This is a genomic window from Solirubrobacter soli DSM 22325 (assembly GCF_000423665.1).
GTDB lineage: Bacteria > Actinomycetota > Thermoleophilia > Solirubrobacterales > Solirubrobacteraceae > Solirubrobacter > Solirubrobacter soli.
Map to the genome: position 1 here is coordinate 426,777 of NZ_AUIK01000008.1, position 17,008 is coordinate 443,784.

Annotated in this window: 17 protein-coding genes; 8 read left to right on the forward strand and 9 right to left on the reverse strand. The window is 70.8% G+C overall.

The window, feature by feature from the left end; genetic code table 11:
* The first annotated feature begins 6 nt into the window (after positions 1-6).
* From G569_RS0106195 to G569_RS46015, 3 genes are all read left to right on the forward strand, one after another.
* Entirely contained in the window at positions 7-2,229 is a 2,223-nt protein-coding gene (locus G569_RS0106195) for a helix-turn-helix transcriptional regulator (RefSeq protein WP_028062774.1), read from the forward strand.
* Positions 2,230-2,288: 59 nt separating this feature from the next.
* A complete protein-coding gene (locus tag G569_RS0106200) occupies positions 2,289-2,630 on the forward strand; it encodes a carboxymuconolactone decarboxylase family protein (protein ID WP_157591850.1) in 342 nt (113 codons plus the stop codon).
* Between the two features lie 156 nt (positions 2,631-2,786).
* Positions 2,787-4,451, forward strand: coding sequence for a SulP family inorganic anion transporter (locus G569_RS46015; RefSeq protein ID WP_064750269.1), 1,665 nt, complete (start codon positions 2,787-2,789; stop codon positions 4,449-4,451).
* Positions 4,452-4,708: 257 nt separating this feature from the next.
* On the opposite strand, the gene G569_RS0106215 is transcribed toward G569_RS46015, so the two are convergent.
* The 3 genes from G569_RS0106215 to G569_RS0106225 form a co-directional block, all read right to left on the reverse strand.
* A complete protein-coding gene (locus tag G569_RS0106215) occupies positions 4,709-5,155 on the reverse strand; it encodes a hypothetical protein (protein ID WP_028062777.1) in 447 nt (148 codons plus the stop codon).
* A gap of 194 nt (positions 5,156-5,349) precedes the next feature.
* Entirely contained in the window at positions 5,350-6,012 is a 663-nt protein-coding gene (locus G569_RS0106220; RefSeq protein WP_028062778.1) for a response regulator transcription factor, read from the reverse strand.
* A complete protein-coding gene (locus G569_RS0106225) occupies positions 6,003-7,703 on the reverse strand; it encodes a histidine kinase (protein ID WP_028062779.1) in 1,701 nt (566 codons plus the stop codon). Before G569_RS0106225 ends, G569_RS0106220 begins: the two co-directional genes overlap by 10 nt.
* Before the next feature lie 122 nt (positions 7,704-7,825).
* Here G569_RS0106225 and G569_RS0106230 point away from each other — a divergent pair, with 122 nt between their 5' ends.
* Positions 7,826-9,277: a TRAP transporter substrate-binding protein gene (locus G569_RS0106230; protein ID WP_169542081.1), complete on the forward strand. Its 1,452-nt coding sequence runs from the start codon at positions 7,826-7,828 to the stop codon at positions 9,275-9,277.
* On the opposite strand, the gene G569_RS57375 is transcribed toward G569_RS0106230, so the two are convergent.
* The 4 genes from G569_RS57375 to G569_RS0106250 all read right to left on the reverse strand — a co-directional run bounded on the left by G569_RS57375 (position 9,209) and on the right by G569_RS0106250 (position 11,990).
* A complete protein-coding gene (locus G569_RS57375; protein WP_053225937.1) occupies positions 9,209-10,819 on the reverse strand; it encodes a sensor histidine kinase in 1,611 nt (536 codons plus the stop codon). The two genes, G569_RS0106230 and G569_RS57375, sit on opposite strands and share 69 nt — an antisense overlap.
* On the reverse strand, positions 10,816-11,178 hold the full coding sequence (locus tag G569_RS0106240; RefSeq protein WP_028062781.1) for a response regulator: 363 nt from the start codon (positions 11,176-11,178) through the stop codon (positions 10,816-10,818). The genes G569_RS57375 and G569_RS0106240 overlap by 4 nt, the downstream gene beginning before the upstream one ends.
* 21 nt (positions 11,179-11,199) lie before the next feature.
* The gene (locus G569_RS0106245) at positions 11,200-11,499 is read right to left on the reverse strand and encodes a hypothetical protein (RefSeq protein WP_028062782.1); all 300 of its coding nucleotides are present in this window, start codon (positions 11,497-11,499) and stop codon (positions 11,200-11,202) included.
* 116 nt (positions 11,500-11,615) lie between these two features.
* Positions 11,616-11,990 carry a Na-translocating system protein MpsC family protein gene (locus G569_RS0106250; RefSeq protein WP_028062783.1) on the reverse strand — a complete coding sequence of 125 codons (375 nt, stop codon included), beginning with the start codon at positions 11,988-11,990 and terminating at the stop codon, positions 11,616-11,618.
* Between the two features lie 115 nt (positions 11,991-12,105).
* Here G569_RS0106250 and G569_RS46025 point away from each other — a divergent pair, with 115 nt between their 5' ends.
* The 3 genes from G569_RS46025 (at position 12,106) to G569_RS57380 (ending at position 14,371) form a co-directional block, all read left to right on the forward strand.
* On the forward strand, positions 12,106-12,519 hold the full coding sequence (locus G569_RS46025; protein WP_037494844.1) for a Na-translocating system protein MpsC family protein: 414 nt from the start codon (positions 12,106-12,108) through the stop codon (positions 12,517-12,519).
* Positions 12,520-12,586: 67 nt separating this feature from the next.
* Positions 12,587-13,894 (forward strand): PP2C family protein-serine/threonine phosphatase, encoded by a 1,308-nt coding sequence (locus tag G569_RS0106260; RefSeq protein WP_028062784.1) that lies wholly within the window; start codon positions 12,587-12,589, stop codon positions 13,892-13,894.
* Between the two features lie 117 nt (positions 13,895-14,011).
* Positions 14,012-14,371, forward strand: coding sequence for an STAS domain-containing protein (locus G569_RS57380; protein WP_053225938.1), 360 nt, complete (start codon positions 14,012-14,014; stop codon positions 14,369-14,371).
* A 38-nt stretch (positions 14,372-14,409) separates the two neighbouring features.
* On the opposite strand, the gene G569_RS0106270 is transcribed toward G569_RS57380, so the two are convergent.
* The gene (locus G569_RS0106270) at positions 14,410-15,120 is read right to left on the reverse strand and encodes an SDR family oxidoreductase (RefSeq protein ID WP_028062785.1); all 711 of its coding nucleotides are present in this window, start codon (positions 15,118-15,120) and stop codon (positions 14,410-14,412) included.
* Between the two features lie 127 nt (positions 15,121-15,247).
* Between G569_RS0106270 and G569_RS0106275 the strand changes: the two genes are divergently transcribed.
* Positions 15,248-16,168: an AraC family transcriptional regulator gene (locus tag G569_RS0106275; protein ID WP_028062786.1), complete on the forward strand. Its 921-nt coding sequence runs from the start codon at positions 15,248-15,250 to the stop codon at positions 16,166-16,168.
* On the opposite strand, the gene G569_RS46035 is transcribed toward G569_RS0106275, so the two are convergent.
* Positions 16,159-16,986: an amidohydrolase family protein gene (locus tag G569_RS46035; RefSeq protein ID WP_169542082.1), complete on the reverse strand. Its 828-nt coding sequence runs from the start codon at positions 16,984-16,986 to the stop codon at positions 16,159-16,161. The genes G569_RS0106275 and G569_RS46035 overlap by 10 nt on opposite strands.
* Between the last annotated feature and the right edge of the window lie 22 nt (positions 16,987-17,008).

Genomic DNA, 17,008 nt, shown 5'->3' on the forward strand with positions numbered 1-17,008 from the left:
GAGCCGATGATCGAGCTGCCGTTCGAGCTGTTGGAGTCGAAGTTGCGACCGCCGCGGACCAACGGCCGCGGCGTCAGACGCACGGCGCTGGTCGAGCAACTCAACCGCGCGAGCCATGTGCCGATCGTGATGCTCTGCGCCGGCCCTGGCTACGGGAAGACCACGGCGCTCGCGCAATGGGCGCAGTCGCAAGGAGAGCGGCCGTTTGCGTGGGTCACCGTCGATCAGCACGACAACGACCCCGTCGTCCTGCTCACCTACCTGGCCGTGGCGATCGATCGCGTCGCACCGATCGATCGGGGCGTCTTCGAGGCGCTCGCCTCGCCCGGCACGTCGGTGGAGGCGACGGTCGTTCCCCGGCTGGGAGCCGAGCTGGCCGGCCTGGACCGTACGATCGTGCTCGGGCTCGACGACGTCCAAGCGATCCGCAACCCGCGGTGCATCGACGCGATCGTGGCGCTCGCAGGACACGTGGGCGAAGGCTCGCAGCTGGCGCTCACCACACGCGACGGCTCGGCATTGCCGATGGGACTCCTCCGCGCCCGCGGGCTCAGCCTCGAGCTCGGGCCCGACACCCTCCGCATGGACGTCAGTGAAGCGCGAGACCTGCTGCGCGCATCGGGCTTGGAGCTCTCCGAGACGGACGTCGACGAACTCGTCCGCCGAACGGAAGGCTGGCCGGCCGGCCTGTATCTCGCAGCGCTCTCATCAGGCACCGGGGTCGCGCCGGGAGAGATCGGCTCGCTGACGGGCAACCATCCCTTCATCGCCGATTTCCTGCGCTCGGAGTTCTTCGCGCAGTTGCCCCCGCACGAGCTGCGGTTCCTCACCGCGACGAGCATGCTCGAGCAGCTCTCCGGACCGCTCTGTGATGCCGTCCTCGCGTCGAGTGGTTCAGCCGACATCCTCGACTCGCTCGCGCACTCCAACCGGTTCGTGGTCAGCCTCGACCGCGAGCGCGAGTGGTATCGCTGTCACCCGCTCGTCCGCGACCTGCTGGCCGCGGAGCTCGCACGATCTCGTCCGGAGCTCGTCTCGCCGATGCTCCGTCGCGCGTCGGATTGGTGCGCGGCGAACCGACACGAGATCGACGCCATCCGCTACGCACAGAACGACGGCGACCCCGACCGCGTCGCCGCGCTCATGGAGCGCTGGACCATGCCGGTCTTCCAGAGCGGCCGCACCGCCACCGTCGAGACCTGGTTCGATTGGCTCGACGCCAACGGCGGGGTGGGCGGATATCCCTCGGTCGCCGTCATCGGCGCGATGTTCCACGGGGTGATGGGGGAGCCGACCGCATCGGAGCGATGTGCCGAGCTGGCCGCGCGGGGCACCTACGAGGGCACCCTGCCCGACGGCAGCGCGTCGATCGAGTCCTGGCGCGCGATGCTGCGCGCGTTCCGCGGCTGCGACGGCATCACGGGGATGCATGCCGATGCCGAGCTCGCCGTCGCAACGCTCGCCCCCGCGAGCGTGTGGCACCCGGTCGCGATGGTGCTGCTGGGGTGGGCGACCCTGCTCAGCGGCGCTCCCGTCGAGGCCGATGACGTCTTCGCCGACGTCGTGGATGAAGCCGCGGACCTCGGGGCGCCGGACATGATCGCCATCGCGCTGGCCGAGCGGGCGCTGATCGCGATCGGGCGAGAGGAGTGGGTGCGCGCCGACGAGCTCGCCGAACGGGCGATCACGAGCGCTCGGCACTCGCACCGGGAGAACGCGGCGCTCAACGCCGTCGTCTACGCGGTCGCGGGACGAACCGCGCTGCACCGCGGACGGACGTCGCACGCGTACGACCTCTTGGCGAACGCGCAGCGCCGGCTCCCGCAACTCACCTACGCCCTCCCCGTCCCCGCGGTCCAGACCAGGCTCGAGCTCGCGCACGCGTACCTCACCCTCGCCGACCAGGCGGGCGCGCGGACCATGCTCAGGGAGATCGACGCGATCCTGCGACGCCGGCCGGACCTGGGAAACCTGCCGGCGCAGGCGGCCGAGATCGAGACGACGGTGAGCACCGCCGGCCTCAGCGCGCCCGGATCCTCGACGCTCACAGCGGCGGAGCTGCACGTGCTGCCGCTCCTGACCACCCACCTCACCTTCCCGGAGATCGGCGCGCGGATCCATCTCTCACGCCACACGGTGAAGTCGCACTCGGTGTCGATCTACCGCAAGCTCGGCGTCACGTCTCGCACCGCCGCAATCGAGAAGGCCCGGGACATCGGGCTGCTCTGAACCACGTTCATCCAATCGGGGCGATGCCGACAGCGCCGGCGCACGCTGTCATTCATGCGGTGATCGAATACCAAGAGCGGCTGCGCAGCATGGCGCTCAGCGACGATCAATTCGTTGGGTCGGTGCTCGGGATGGGCCAGGACACGATCGAGATCTCGCGCCTGGACGCCAAGACACACGCCCTGGTCAGGCTCGCCGCGCTGCTGGCCGTCGGCGCCGCCCAAAGCTCGTACAGCGACGGCGTCGAGCGCGCGCTCGCCTCCGGCGCGAGCGTCGACGAGATCGTCGGCCTGCTCATCGCGATCGCCCCATCGGTCGGCCTCGGACGCGTCGTCGCCGCCGCGCCCGAGCTCGGCCTCGCGCTCGGCTACGACGTCGAGGCCGCACTCGAGTCGGCCTAGCCTCCGCCGGGGGGTTGCCGAGCTCACGGGCGGCTCGACGACGACCTGGCTGCCTCGCGGAAATCTGGGGAGGCTGATCGTCGGAAGCGAACGTGGCGTGTTCGGTCATCCGTATCGCATGATGCTCGCTGGTCCCGGTGGGTTGAGACTCCGGTTGTGAGAGGGCTCCCTGTGTGGTTGCGCGGCTATGACCGTGCGTGGCTGCCGGTCGATGTGGTGGCCGGGTTGACGATCTGGGCGTTGATGGTTCCGCAAGCGATGGCGTACGCCGGGATCGCGGGGGTGCCGGTTCAGAACGGCCTCTACGTGATGCCGCTCGCGGTCGTCGGATACGCGCTGTTCGGGAGCTCACGTCACCTCTTCGTCGGCCCCAGTGCGACGGTCGCGACGCTGTCCGCGTCGTCGGTGGCGGTCGTCGCGACGGCGAGCACGGGCTCGGCGGAGTACGTCGCGCTGACCACGGCGCTGACGTTGATGGTGGGCGTGATCTATCTCGCCGGGGGTCTTGCGCGGCTGGGTTTCATCGCCCGCTTCTTCGCGCGGCCGGTGCTCGAGGGCTTCATCGTCGGGCTCGGTCTGTACATCGCGATCGGGCAGTTGCCGAAGGTGGTGGGGATCGCGAAGCCGTCGGGCGACACGCTGTCGGTGCTCGTGAACACGATCGCCGACGTCGGCAGCTGGGAGTGGTCGACGGTCGCCGTCGGGCTGATCGGCCTGGTCGCGCTGTTCGCGCTCGCGCGCTTCGCGCCGAAACTGCCCGGCGTGATCATCGTGGTCGTCCTCGCGGTGCTCGCGGTCAAGGCGCTCGACTTGCAGGACCACGGCGTGGCGATCGTCGGAGACGTGCCGACGGGCTTTCAGTTCGTGTCGTTGTCGAGCGTCTCGGCGAGCGAGCTCGTCGAGATGCTCCCGGGCGCGCTGGCGATCGTGATCGTGGGCCTGGCCCAGTCGCTCGCGATCGCCAAGAGCTACGCCGCGAAGTACCACTACGCCGTCGACGCCAACCGCGAGATGCTGGGCTACGGCGCCGCGAACGTCGGCACCGGCGCGCTGCAGGGCTACACCGTCACTGGCGGGCTCTCACCGTCGGCGACGGCCGAACGCGTCGGCGCGAAGTCCCCGGTCGCGTTCCTCGTGACCGCGCTGATGGCGCTGCTCACGATCCTGTTCCTCGCCGGGTTGTTCGCCGACCTGCCGGAGGCGATCCTCGGCGCGATCGTGATCTGGGCGGTGTCGGGGATGATCAAGTTCGAGCGCGTCCTGCAATACCGGCGCGCCAAGTCGCTCGAGTTCTGGGCGGCACTGGGCGCCCTGCTCGGGGTCGTCGTGATCGACATCCTCCCCGGCGTCGCGATCGGGGTCGCCCTCAGCTTCGTCCTGCTGATCCACGCGATCGACCATCCGCACATCGCCCTGCTGGGGCGCAGCAGCGACGGCTCGCGCTTCGTCGACCTCGATGATGACGCCGACGCGACGGCGATCCCCGGCGTGCTGATCCATCGCTTCGAGGCGGAGCTGATCTTCGCCAACGCGGACCTCTTCCACGACGACGTGCTCGCGCGCGTTCACGCCGCCGAGCCGCGGCCCAGCACGGTCGTTCTCGACTTCGAGGCGGTCGGCCATGTGGACGTGACCGGCGGGGAGGCGTTGCGGTCACTGCACGACAGCCTGGTGACGCTCGGGGTCCGGCTGATCGTCGCGCGCGCCAAGAGCAATGTGCGCGGCGCGCTCCATCGCCACGGGGTCGCGGACGTCATCGGCGAGGAGAACTTCACGCCGACCGTCGAACGCGCCGTCGACCGCACGCTGACCATGCGCTGACATCTCGAGCATCGATGGCCCTCGTGCGCGACGGCCGCGCGCTTGACGCCGCCCTGCGCGCCGTGCGGCGTGGCGTGCTGCTGGACCTCGGCCACGGCTCCGGCGGCTTCTCGTTCCCCGGCGCGGAGCTCACCCCAAGCACGGTTCCGCTGCCCGCCCCCTTGGGCGACGCTGAGCCCCGAAGCAAGGACGCGAGATCCGGCGTTTCTCCGCGGGCGCTCGCGGCCGCAGTTCGGCTCGCTCCCTGAACTGCCGGCTCAAGCGGCGGAGCGCGCCTCGACGGCCCTGACCGTCTTTTCGAACTGGCCGCCGAAGACGCGCTTGCCGACCAGCCCGAGCAGCACGCCGATCACGCGCCCCTTGAGGTTCTTGCCCTCGCGCACGACGACCACGTCGATGCCGGTCGTGCCGTCGGCCCGCCGCTCGAACGTGTAGGTGTGACCGGACGCGCCGCCCCAGGTGTTCGAGTCGGTCGTCGTCATGCGGATGCGGTTCGGGTCCGACCAGTCGTAGTGCAAGCGCTCCCACGCCGGGCCTTTGCCCTCCGTCACATCGGCCCAGTCAGGTCCCTGGTCGTGCACCTTGAGCTGGCTGTCGTCGGTGTTGCCGAAGAGCTCCGAGCGGCCCGGCCCAAAGTCGGTCACCGCGGCGACGAACTGCTCCGGCGTCGCGGTGGTCGTGGTGGTGAAGTGGATCGTTGGCATGCGTACTCCCTGATCGTGTATTGGCAGAGGCCATCGTCGATGTTGCCGGCGATCGACGTCGGCTCCAGCGGCGAATCGGGGCCGGGAAATCGGGATCCCACACGTTGACGTCGCCGTTGGTGTCGAATCGCCCAGCGCCGGTTCCAGAACGCGCGCGCGGGTCCTTGGAGCGACGAGCGGGTGCGGTGCCGCGATCAGGTGGTTCCGGATGCTCCGGAGCGCAGGAACGCGATCACGGCGAGTACCCGGCGATGCCGTTCGCGCGACTCGGGGAGCCCGAGCTTGAGGAAGATCTGCTTGATATGGGCCTCTACCGTGCGCTCCGTGACGAAGATGCGGGCGGCGATGGCGCGGTTGGAGAGTCCCTCGGCGAGCAGCGAGAGCACCTCGCGCTCGCGGTCGGTCAGCTCCGCGAGTGGATCCTCGCGACGGCGTCTCCCGACGAGCCGCGAGACGATCGTCGGATCGATCACCGTCTCGCCTTCGTCGATGCGTCGCAGCGCGTCGACGAGCACGGCGATATCGAAGACGCGGTCCTTGAGCAGGTAACCGATCTTCTCGGGGTGCTCCTCGAGCAGCCGCATCGCGTAGGAGGGCTCGACGTACTGGGAGAGGACGAGCACGCCGACGGCGGGATGCTGCGTCCTGATCCGCTGGGCGGCGACGAGGCCTTCATCGGTGTGTGTCGGCGGCATTTTGATGTCGACGATCGCGACGTCCGGCTTGGTCGCGGCGACCTTGCGCAGGAGGGCGTCGCCGTCTGCGACCTGCTCGACGACTTCGACGCCCGCGTCCTCGAGCAGCCGTACGAGCCCTTCGCGGGTGAGCATCGTGTCCTCGGCGACCACTACGCGCATGGGATCTCGACCCGCAGTCTGCCGTGTTCGAGGCTCGTCCCTCCGCCCAGCGCGCCGACGCGGTCTGCGGCCTGCACGCTCAGCGGTGCCTCGACCGGGCCGAGGTCGACCACGAGCATGCCCCCGTCGCGGTACACGTCGACCTCGACGTACTCGCCCGCAGCACCGGCGATCGCCTCCGCGACGACGATGTAGGCGGCCCGCTCGATCGCTTCAGCGAAGCGCTCGCCGGGCAACTCGCGGATCTCGACGGGAAGTGGGGCGTCGTCGGCGAGGGTCTCGAGCGCCGGGCCGAGCCCAGCCTCGGTGAGGATCGCGGGATAGATGCCATGCGCGAGCTCGCGCAGCTCGGTGAGCGCCGCTTGTACCCGGTCACACGACGTCGCGAGCACGGCCGCGGCGTCCGCGTCGCCGCCGGCCTCGGCGGCCGCACGGGCCAGCCGCAGCTCGAAGGAGACGGCAAGCAGGCGTTGCTGCGCCCCGTCATGGAGGTCGCGTTCGATACGCCGGCGCGCCGTGTCGCCCGCCTCGACGATGCGCGCGCGTGACGCGCGAAGGTCCTCGAGCTGGGCGAGGACGCCGGCTCGCAGCCGTTCGTTGTCCACCGCCAGTCGCGCGGCGGTTCCGACCCGGCGCTCGAGCTCGCTCGCTCCCGTGAGCGCCGCGTCGTGGACGACGATGGCGATCGGCTCGCCGTTGCGGACGATCGCCGTCTTGGCCCGCCGGTGTTCGCGCTCGAGGTCGACCGGATGTCCTTCGGCGTCGACGAAGCGCTGCGGACCGGGCTGCGGGTAGGCGACTTCGAGCCGCGGATCGCCGAGCGCGCTCGCGAGCGCCGCCCGCAGCGAGCCGGGCTCGGGCGTCTCGCCGAGGTCGGCCGCGAGCCGTGAGATGGCGGCCCGTGTCGCCCTGGCTCGCGCGACCGTCCAGGCCACGCCCGCCGCCAGCGCGATGTACGCCGCAGCTCGCGCCTCGAAGACCTCGTGGAAGGCACCGCGCCGCGGGTCCTCGAGCGGATCGCCCAGGAGGACGATCAGGTGCGCGGTCTCAGCCGCGGCGACGAGCGCCGCGGGGGCGAGCACGCTCCATGTGGCCGCCCGCGCAGGCCCGCTCGCCCGCCACAGCAGCCAGCACGCGCAGAGGGCAACCAGCGGCCACGCCGCGAGCGAGAACCGCAGCCAGACGTCCTCGAGCAATCGCGCGAGCCCTGCGTCGGCGTGGACGAGGAAGTCGTTGACGGTGCAGTTGCTCCAGCAGTTGGGATCGAGGAACGGATCGCGCACCACGGCAACCCCGACGCTGAAAGCGGCGGTAGTCGCGTAGGCGACCAGGACGGCCGCGCGCGCCGCGCGGCTCGCCATCACGCCCGCGAGCACGAGCTGCACGACCAGCGGAAGGAGGAACGGCGCCACGACCATCGCGACGCTGCGGGCGAAGGCCGGCCCGGTAACCCAGCCGACCCAGTCCGCGGCGAGCCAGACGACGCCGATCAGCGTCGTCAGCGCGCCGATCGGTCGCCGCTCGCGCGCGAGCAGGCCGGCGGCAATCAGGCCGAGCCCGGCGGTGAGATCGAGCGCCGACGCGCCCACCGACAGCGAGGCGTGGGTCGTCGCCACGTTGATACCCAACGCGATCGGCACCGATGCGGCACCGAACGCGATCGCCACCGCCGGCAGCAGGAGCGGGCGCACGCGAGAAGTCTCCCAGCCGCGCGCCCCACGCGAACTGTTGCCAGCACGAACGCGGTAGGAGAGACTGCTCGTGCCTGCCACGATGTGGTCGTGTCGGCCACGGCGTAGCGTCGGGCATCGACATGCGCGTCCCAATACGCCATCTGGCCGTCTTCGCGAGTGCACTCGCCGTGGGAGGGTGCGGCTTCGGCGGCGGTGGGGGGACCAAGGCGGGCGGCCCGAGTGGGCCCGTCACCTTGCAGATGGCGTCGACCGACGACGTGAATAGCCCTACCGCCGACTACGCCCGCTACTTCGCAGCGCGCGTCCGAGAACTGTCCGACGGCCGTGTGCGCATCAAGCTCAGGCCCGACGCCGGCAAGGTGGGCGCCGACTATTACACCCACCTCGCCGGGTCGGTCACAAGCGGCAGGTTCGAACTCGGGATCATCCCGTCGCACACGTGGGATCTGCTCGGCGTCACGAGCCTGCGCGCCCTCAACGCGCCGTTTCTGATCACGAATCAGGCGTTGCTGGCTGACGTGATCTCCGGCGGGTTGGCAACGACGATGCTGTCCGGACTCGAGCGCGCGGACCTCGTGGGACTGGCCCTGCTGCCCGGGCCACTGGTGCACCCGTTCGGATACGACCGGCCGCTCCTCGACGTCGAGGACTACCGGGGCCAGGTCCTGTGGGCGGACGAGTCGCGGACGACCGAGGCGCTGCTGCGCGCGCTCGGAGCGCGTTCGGTCCGCGGGCAGCCTGTCGATCGCGAGTTGCAGGGAGGCTTGGCCTTTCCCTTTGCCTCGATGGCGGAGGCGAAGGGCGCGGCGAACGTCACGCTGTATCCGACTCTCGAGTCGCTCGTGATCGGCGCGCGCGCATACAAGCGTCTCGACAAACACCAGCGGGCGATCCTCATGCAGGCGGCCGCGGAGACGCGCGCGCTCGCGATCAGGACGATCCCGAGCGACGCCGCGGCGGCGCGCGAGTTCTGCGCCAACGCCCCCGGGACGACCCGGGGCCTGGTATTGGCGAGCTCGGCGCAGCTGGCGGCACTCGAAGCCGCGGCGGCCCCCGTTTATGCAGAGCTCGAGCGCGACCCGCTCACCCGGTCCGTGATCGCCGGGATCCGGGCACGCGAACGGGCGCTTCCGGCGGCGGAGCCGCCGCGTTCATGCCCCGGCGAGGCTGCGACCCCGATCACCGGCAAGGCGAGCTCGGCGCTCGACGGCGTCTACCGCTTCGAGCTCACCGACCCACAGATCCGCACCGAGGCGTCCGACCCCGAATTCGTCAAGGAGTTTCACGGCGTCTACACCTACACGTTGTCCGGCGGCAAGTACTGCTACGAGCAGAAGATGCCGGACGGGCGGACCTACCCGAACCCGAATTTCACCCCTGGCGAATGCGGGATCTATCGGCTCAGCGGGGATCGCATGATGATGTCGACGCGCACCGGCGAGCCGGTGACGTTGCGCTGGAGCAGGTCCGCGGGCGGCGACCTGCGCCTGAAGGTGATCAGCTCAGGCTCGTGGGGGCCTGCGCTCGCGAACCTCCTCGTTGCCGCTTCGTGGAAGCGGATCGGCGGCTAGCGGGATCTCGGCGATCAGCTCTGTGCCCTCGCCGGGTGGGCTGGCCAACTGCAGGGTGCCGCCGAGCGTCTCGACGCGATCGGCGAGCCCCTGCAGGCCCGTACCGCGGGCGAAGTCCGCGCCGCCGATCCCATCATCGGCGACCCGCAGACACAGCCCGCCGTCGGTGGCTTGGACGCTGAGCCGTACTCGCGACGCGCTCGCGTACTTGACGACGTTGGCCAGCGCCTCGGCGCAGATGAAGTAGATCGTGACCTCGACCTCGTCCGGCAGCCGCCGCACGCGCACATCGAGCTCGACGGGCACCGGCGACCGCTCCGCCAGCGAGGCGAGCGCTCCTGAAAGCCCGGCTTCGACCAGCTCGTGGGGATGCAGCCCGCGCGCGAGCTCGTGCAGGTCGTCGAGCGTGCGTACCAGCTGAGCACGGGCCCGGTCGAGGTGCGCCCCGCCGGCGTCACCCGAGACACCGGCGAGCAGGCTGCCCACCTCGGCCAGCCGCTGCTCGGGTCCGCGCCGCAGCCGTGCCTCGAGCGCGCGACGCTCGCGGTCGGCGGCGACGAGCAGGCGCCGGCGCGAAGCCATCACTTCGCCTGCCCGGACGCGCCGCTCGGCCTGCAGCGCAACGTTGGACGCGGTGAGTCGCGCTGCCGATGCCACGGCCTCGACCAGCGCCGGATCGGCGAGCACGGCCGCGTCGTGCACGAGCATCGCGAACGGCAAGCCATCCCGCTCCACGGGTGTAGCCAAGCGGCCCGAAGCCGGCTCCGGCACGGCGAGCCGCTCGCCCGTCTCGTTCAGGTAGCCGCCGGCGTCCGGCGACCAGTAGCCGACCTCCAGGGTCGGGTCGCCGAGCGCACGCGCCAGCCGGCCGCCGAGCAAGCCCGAACGCGTCTCGCCGAGCTCGACGACGAGATCGGCGACCGCGGTCGACTTGGGCCCCCTGAGTGGGAGGTACAGGCCGATGGCGATGGCGAGGAGGACGAGCTCGTAGGCGAGCAGGGCCGGGTCTTTGACGTCGCCTGCCGGGAAGACGAGACGCGCCGCCGCGCTGACAACCAGCACCGCGGCGAAGGCGACGGCCGCCGCCCGCGCCGCGATCCGCTCGCGCCTCGCCCGCCCGGCCGCCCCGCGTCCCACGAGGGCGACGAGCGCGATGGCAAGGATCACGGACGCGGCATCGCTGCTCCAGATCGGCGTCGCGATGGCAGCGGCATAGCCGGCGGCGATCGCCACGCCATCGATCCGCGAGCGCGGCCGCGCTCGCGGATACGCGATCAGGAGGTGCACGAGCGGGCCGCGGTGCAGGTACACCAGATCCGTGGAGTAGGTGCCCAGAAACCAGGTGACGCCCGTCGCCGCGAGCAACGCCCCGGCGCCGCGCCTGCGCTCCCACGCGAGCAGGCCGCAAGCGATGAACGTCAGACCGACGGCGAGGTCCGGCACCCAGCGTCCCGGCTGGTCCCAGGAGTAGGCGGCCGCTTCGGCGACGAGGCCCAGTGCGGCAGCGCCGGACCAGACGAGAAGGCCGGCGCGCGCGCTCAATCGAGCAGCTCGGCGAGCGCCGCGCCCGAGAGCTCGCTCTTCGCGATGAACCCGCGTGCGGGGGCCCGCGTCAGGCGCGGCCCGTACACCGCCGCGCGGCGGCTCGAGATCAGCACGACCGCGGGCGGGTCCGGTCGCGCGGCAACCCGTTGTGCGACATCGATCCCATCGAGTCCGGGCAGCTGGACATCCACCAGCACGACCGCCGGCCGAAGGGCGCTGATGGCCTCGATCGCCGCCATCCCGTCCGCCGCCTCGCCGACGACCGCGAACCCCTCCGCCTCGAGCAATGCCCGAGCGGCGGCCCGGAACTCGTCATGGTCGTCGACGATCAGCACGGTCGGGCGCACTGGCGCCATCGTCGCATGCGACGAGACGTCTCAGTCACCAGAAGACTCTGCGAGCTGCCGGCTGGCCACGCGTCGCAACGGCAGATCGTCGCCCGCTCGGAATGCGTGCGCGGCCTGCGTGAGCTCGAGGCGTCGCAGCTCGGCCGTGCTGAGACGCACCCGCCGTGTGGTCCCGTCGACGTCGCGTTCGGTCCAGGTGAGCGGTTCGCGGCCGAGCTGTTGCTCGAGCCACGTGAGATCGCCGACGCGATTGCGCTCGGCGATGGAGGGAGCTGCGGCGGCGCCGGACAAGACCACGGCCACCGCGCCCAGAGCGATCATGCGGTTCATGCTCAGGACGCTAGATCCGCGGCCGCGTGACCGAAACGGGGCTGGCAACGGTCTCGTCTTGTGGGTGGCCACAATTGGCGATGACGATCGTGCGTCCGGCCGCCGCTGCGGCTTCGTCAGATACCGCGAGGCGCGTCCTCGAAGAAGAACAACTCGATCTCCAGATCGGGTCCGACGTGGTGGCTGGAGATGAAGTGCGCGACGCGCCGGCCGCTCGCGGATTCGACGGCGGCGACGAAGCGGTGCTGCATCGCGATCTGGAAGGCGCTGCGATTCTCGGTGACGCTCGGCGAGCGCTGCAGTTCGATCAGTGTCTTCTCGACGTCGGTATAGACGTTGCCGAGCACGCAGGCGATCAGATCCTCGCCCATGAACTGGCTCTTGGCCGATCCGGGCGGCCGGTGGTAGTAGCGCTCGTGCAGCGCGACCATCGCATCCGTGATCGCGGCCAGGACTGCATCGTCGTCGAGCGATTCCGGTGGGGTCGCCATATGGCGCTCCCTCTCTCGCTCTCCGTTGGATCAGTGCGCGCGCGAGGCGAAGGGCGAGACCCGACGGGCGATCTTGTCCTTCACTCTAGCCCTGCCGCTCCATTACCCTCGGCTCATGCAGGACGATGCACGCAGCCTGCAAGGTGCGCACGGCGACATCCTGACCGCGGTCTCCGACGGCATCGTCGGATTGCTGAAGGAGTTCTACGGCCGCGGCCCGACGCAGGCCAAGACCTACTACCACGACGATCTGGTCGTCTGCCTGCTGCGGGGCGGATTCACCCGCGTCGAGCAGACGTTGCTCGACGGCGGTCGCGGCGAGGCCGTGATCGAGCAGCGAATGGTGTTCCAGCAGGTGATGCGCGATCGCTTCACAGCCGTCATCGAGCACGCCACCGGGCGGCCGGTGATCGGCTTCATGAGCGGCAACCAGCAAAGCCCGGACATGATCTGCGAGGTCTTCGTGCTCAGCCCGACCGACCTGCTGGCCGAGCACGAGACGTTGGAGGCAGGGCACACCGCAGCCTGAGCGCCGACGTGCCAGAACCAGGACGGTCGGTCTTCCTGGTGGCCATGTGCTGGGTAAGGCTGCCGAGGTGCAACGTGCAACGATCGATCGGATCAGCGAACCGCGACGCCTGCGCGCGGTCCGGGCCAGCGGCCTGCTGGACACCGGTCCCGAGGAAGCGTTCGACCGGCTCGCGCAACTGGCGGCGACGCTGCTGGACGCGCCGCACGCGTTCATCACGCTCGTCGATGACCGGCGGTCGTTCTGGAAGAGCGCGATCGGCGTCGACGCCAGTGACCCGGTGGAGCGTCAGAACGCGGTCGAGGAGTCCTTCTGCCAGTACGTGATCGAGAGCGAGCGCGCATTGCTGGTCGGCGACACCGCGAGCGACCCGCTGACGCGGGCGAACCCGTCGATCGAGAAGCTGGGCGTCGTCGCCTGGGCCGGCGTTCCGCTGCGCGGCCCCGAAGGCGAGGTGCTCGGCAGCTTCTGCGTGCTCGACCGGACCACGCGGTCATGGTCGGCCCGCGACCATGAGGTCCTCGAGACGCTGTCGGAGTCCGCGACGCGCGAGATCGCACTGCGGGCCGCGCTCGCCGCCGAGCGCGAGACGCGCCGCGAAGCGGATCTCGTCGCCGCCGGAGTCGAGGAACTGGCGCGCACGCTGCAGGAGAGTCTGCTGCCGCCCCTCCTGCCCGACACGCCCGGGCTGGAGATCGCGGCGCGCTACCACCCGGCCGGCGCCGGGGTGGAGGTCGTCGGCGACTTCTACGACGTCTTCCAATCCGGCCGCGAGGCGTGGAACATCGTGATCGGCGACGTCACCGGCAAAGGCGTCAACGCCGCGCGCATGACCGCCTTGGCGCACTACACCCTGCGCGCAGCCGCGATGCGAACCGACCGTCCCAGCGCGGTTCTGGAGACGCTCAACCGCGCAATGCTCGAGCAGGCCCCGCCCGAGGACCCACGCTTCCTCACCGCGCTGTACCTGTCGTTCACCCCCACCGCGTCATCGGTGTCGTTGACGATGTGCAGCGCGGGCCACGACCCGCCGTTGCTCAAGCGCGCCGGTGGAGGCGAGACCACGTTCATCGAACTCCGCGGAACGCTGCTCGGCGCCGTGCCCGATCCTCGGCTCGACGACGTGGAGATCGAGCTCGCCGCCGGCGATCAGCTGCTGCTCTACACCGACGGCGCCACCGACGTCCGTCGGCGCGACGAGCGCTTCGGCTCCGCGCGCCTGCACGATGTCGTCGCCGCCTCAGCGGCCGCCACCGCCGACGATCTTGCCGACGCGGTCGAACGCGCGGTCCTGGAGTTCAACGAGGGCGCTCTGCCCGACGACACCGCGATCCTCGCCCTGGTGGCCAATCCATCGCGGCCCGTTTTCTGGTGACCACTCGCGTGCGAGCCTGCGGGAGAGTACGGTGTCCGTGGAGGGCACGCGTCGAGCTCAGCGGACCACCGCGAGGGAGCGATCCCTGACTTCCTTCATCTCAAACGAGGAAGTCGCATGGTCGAGCAAGCCGCCCATCTCTCCTGGCCGGCGGACGCCGGGTTCAGCGTCAACGCCGTCTACACCGCCGACGAGGTCCGCATCGTGCCCTGCGGCGAGCTGGACATCGCGGCGCGACCGCAGCTCGAGGCCCTCCTCGGCGAGCTGGCATTCCCGTCGCTGAGCCGCGTCGTGGTCGACCTGCGCACCCTCGAGTTCATCGACTCGACCGGCGTCTCGCTCGTGCTCGAACTCGCCAAAGCCGCGCGAGAACACAACACCGACCTCCTGTTCCTTCGCGGCTCTCACGCCGTCCAGCGTGTCCTCGCCATCAGCGGGATCGAACACACGCTCACGTTCGTCGAACAACTCGATTGACCCACCGGTCCGGCGCCGGCGAGTCGCGCGAGCTTCGCTCAGCTGCCGGCGAACGCGCGCTCAAAGGACTTCGGGTTCGACCACCACGTCTCGGCCATCGCCCGCGCGTTGGGATCGGGGAAGATGTCCTCCTCGTCGGCGGCGAGGCCGTCGAGCAGGCCCTCGGCCACGGTGGCGGGTGGTGACTTGGGAGCGTCGATCCCGGCGAGCATGTCGGTGTCGATGCCGGCGGGATAGACGCCGTGGACGCTGATGCCCTGCGCGCGCAGCACGGGGCGGAGCGCCTGGGTGAGCGAGTGCGCGGCGGCCTTGGAGGCCGAGTAACCGGCCATCGGCGGCGTGCTCGCGAGCGACAGCAGCGAGAGCACGTTCACGATCGCGCCGCCGCCGTTGCGCTCGAGCACGGGCACGAACGCGCGGATGACGTCCAGCGTTCCGCCGTAGTTGACGTCCATCTCGTGCCGCAGCGCGGCGCGATCGGCCTCGAGCGCGCCCGCGAACGCGGCCGTGCCCGCGTTGTTGATGATGATCCTGGCGTCGCTCGCGGCACGCGCGGCGACAGTGATCGTGGTCCGGTCGTCGAGCGCCAGGGCGAGAGGCACGACGCGCGGGTCGGGGTGGGCGAGCGAGCCGTTGCGCGTCGTGGCGTAGACCTTGGCCGCTCCGCGCTCGAGCAGGGCCTCGACGAGGCTGCGGCCGAGTCCGCGGCTCGCCCCGGTGACGACGACGATCTGTCCTGCGATCTCCATGGGAGCTCCTTCTTAGGTCGATGACATCCGGAACGCTACGGCCGCTCGGAGATCCGTCCAATGCTCGATCCGCTCGTATTCTTGCCCGTTCGTCTCTCGACTTGCGACGGTCGGTTATTCTCCAATCGTGGACCCCCTCGCCGACGTCCTCGACCTGAGCCGCGTCCGCGGCGCGGTTCTCGCGAACGTGCGAGCCAGGGCGCCTTGGGGCTTGCGTCTGCCGCAGTCGCCCGGCGCCTCGTTTCATGCGCTCACCTCAGGCACCGCCTGGCTGCGCGTCGAAGGCGAGGAGCCGCGACAGCTGATGCCCGGCGATCTCGTCCTGCTGCCCACCGGGATCCCACACGAGCTCTCGTCGACGCCGACCGCCCGCTGCCGCCCGTTCGACCGCGCGATGAAGACCGAGCTCATGACCCCGGAGGGCGACCTCATCCTCGACGGCCCGGGCGCGACGACGACCTTCGTCTGCGCCGGATACGACTACGACCACGAGGTCGCCCAGCCGCTCCTGTCGCTGCTTCCCGCTGTCCTGCACCTCCCGGCCGACCCCGCCGGCGGCGCGAAGGTCGCGGGCGTCGTCGCGCTCCTCGCCGCCGAGCTCGGTCTCCGCGACGCGGGTGCCCGCGCCGCCGTCGCACGGCTGATCGACCTGCTGCTCATCCACGTCGTGCGGGCCTGGAGCGCCGGCGAGGAGCACGCGTCGTGGCTGCGGGCGCTGCACGATCCGCTCATCGCCCGCGCCCTCGGGCTGCTGCACGACCGCCCGGCCGAGCCGTGGACGATCGAGCGCCTCGCCGCCGAGGTCCATGTCTCGCGCGCCACGCTCGCGCGCCGCTTCAGCGAATGCGTCGGCGAGCCGCCGCTCACCTACCTCACGCGTTGGCGGATGGATCTCGCCGCGCGGCGCCTGCGCGAGACCGACGAGCCGGTCGAGTCGGTCGCCGCCGCCGTCGGATACACGTCCGAGTACGCCTTCAACCGCGCGTTCCGCCGCCACCGCGGGCAGCCGCCGGGCCGGTATCGCCGTGTCCTCGAAGGTCAGGCATAGGCCGTCGCGCCGCCGAGCAGGGCGGAGCCGTTACGGGCGAAGGTCGTCGCGGCGGGATCGACCGCGTCGACGTACGGCCAGTCGCTGCCGAAGACGACGTGGGCGGGATCGGCGTACCCCTCGGCGGCCTGGAGCGCGACGGGGTGCGTCGCGAGGGCGGTGTCGTAGTACAGGCGGCGAAGGAACGCGTGGGCGTTCTCGCCGAGCGATGCCAGCCGTTGGGCGAGGAACGGGATCGCGCCGCCGAGGTGGGCGACCTGCAGCCGGATGCGCGGCCAGCGTTCGGGGGCGCCGGCCGAGATCAGCGTCGCGATCGCGCGCGTGGTCTCGAACGGGAACTCGTAGACCCAGACCGGGTGCTCGACGGCGGGCGGCGTGTACGGCGGCGGCGCCGGATGCACGAGGACGTACGCCGCCCGCGCATCGAGCTCGTCGAACAGCGGCTCCCACGCAGGCTCGCCGAGGTAGCGGCCGAGCAGGTTGCTGAGCAGCACGACGCCGTCGAGCGCGAGGACGTCGAGTGCGTGCTCGAGCTCGGCGAGCGCGCGATCGACGTCGGGCAGCGGCAGCACCGCCAGCCCGGCGAAGCGGGGGCCAGCCATCGAGGCGGTCGCCTCGTTGACCGAGCGCGCGAGCTCGTCGGCGAGTCCCTGATCGCCGAACGCGACCCCGGGTGGCGAGAGCGACAGCACGGCCCGGTCGATCTCGCTGACGTCCATGAAGCCGAGCGCTCGCTCGGTCGACCACGCCGGGAGGGGGAAGTCGAGCAGCGAGCGCGCCTCGAGCTCACGGCGGTACGCGTCGGGGGTGAAATGCATGTGGGCGTCGATCCGCATTCCC

What these genes read in the sequence shown, in the direction of transcription:
- G569_RS0106195 (WP_028062774.1), top strand. Translation starts at nt 7, where the DNA reads ATGATCGAGCTGCCGTTCGAGCTGTTGGAGTCGAAGTTGCGACCGCCG.
- G569_RS0106215 (WP_028062777.1), bottom strand. Translation starts at nt 5,155, where the DNA reads ATGCCAACGATCCACTTCACCACCACGACCACCGCGACGCCGGAGCAG.
- G569_RS0106220 (WP_028062778.1), bottom strand. Translation starts at nt 6,012, where the DNA reads ATGCGCGTAGTGGTCGCCGAGGACACGATGCTCACCCGCGAAGGGCTC.
- G569_RS0106230 (WP_169542081.1), top strand. Translation starts at nt 7,826, where the DNA reads ATGCGCGTCCCAATACGCCATCTGGCCGTCTTCGCGAGTGCACTCGCC.
- G569_RS0106240 (WP_028062781.1), bottom strand. Translation starts at nt 11,178, where the DNA reads ATGGCGCCAGTGCGCCCGACCGTGCTGATCGTCGACGACCATGACGAG.
- G569_RS0106245 (WP_028062782.1), bottom strand. Translation starts at nt 11,499, where the DNA reads ATGAACCGCATGATCGCTCTGGGCGCGGTGGCCGTGGTCTTGTCCGGC.
- G569_RS0106250 (WP_028062783.1), bottom strand. Translation starts at nt 11,990, where the DNA reads ATGGCGACCCCACCGGAATCGCTCGACGACGATGCAGTCCTGGCCGCG.
- G569_RS46025 (WP_037494844.1), top strand. Translation starts at nt 12,106, where the DNA reads ATGCAGGACGATGCACGCAGCCTGCAAGGTGCGCACGGCGACATCCTG.
- G569_RS57380 (WP_053225938.1), top strand. Translation starts at nt 14,012, where the DNA reads ATGGTCGAGCAAGCCGCCCATCTCTCCTGGCCGGCGGACGCCGGGTTC.
- G569_RS0106270 (WP_028062785.1), bottom strand. Translation starts at nt 15,120, where the DNA reads ATGGAGATCGCAGGACAGATCGTCGTCGTCACCGGGGCGAGCCGCGGA.
- G569_RS46035 (WP_169542082.1), bottom strand. Translation starts at nt 16,986, where the DNA reads ATGCATTTCACCCCCGACGCGTACCGCCGTGAGCTCGAGGCGCGCTCG.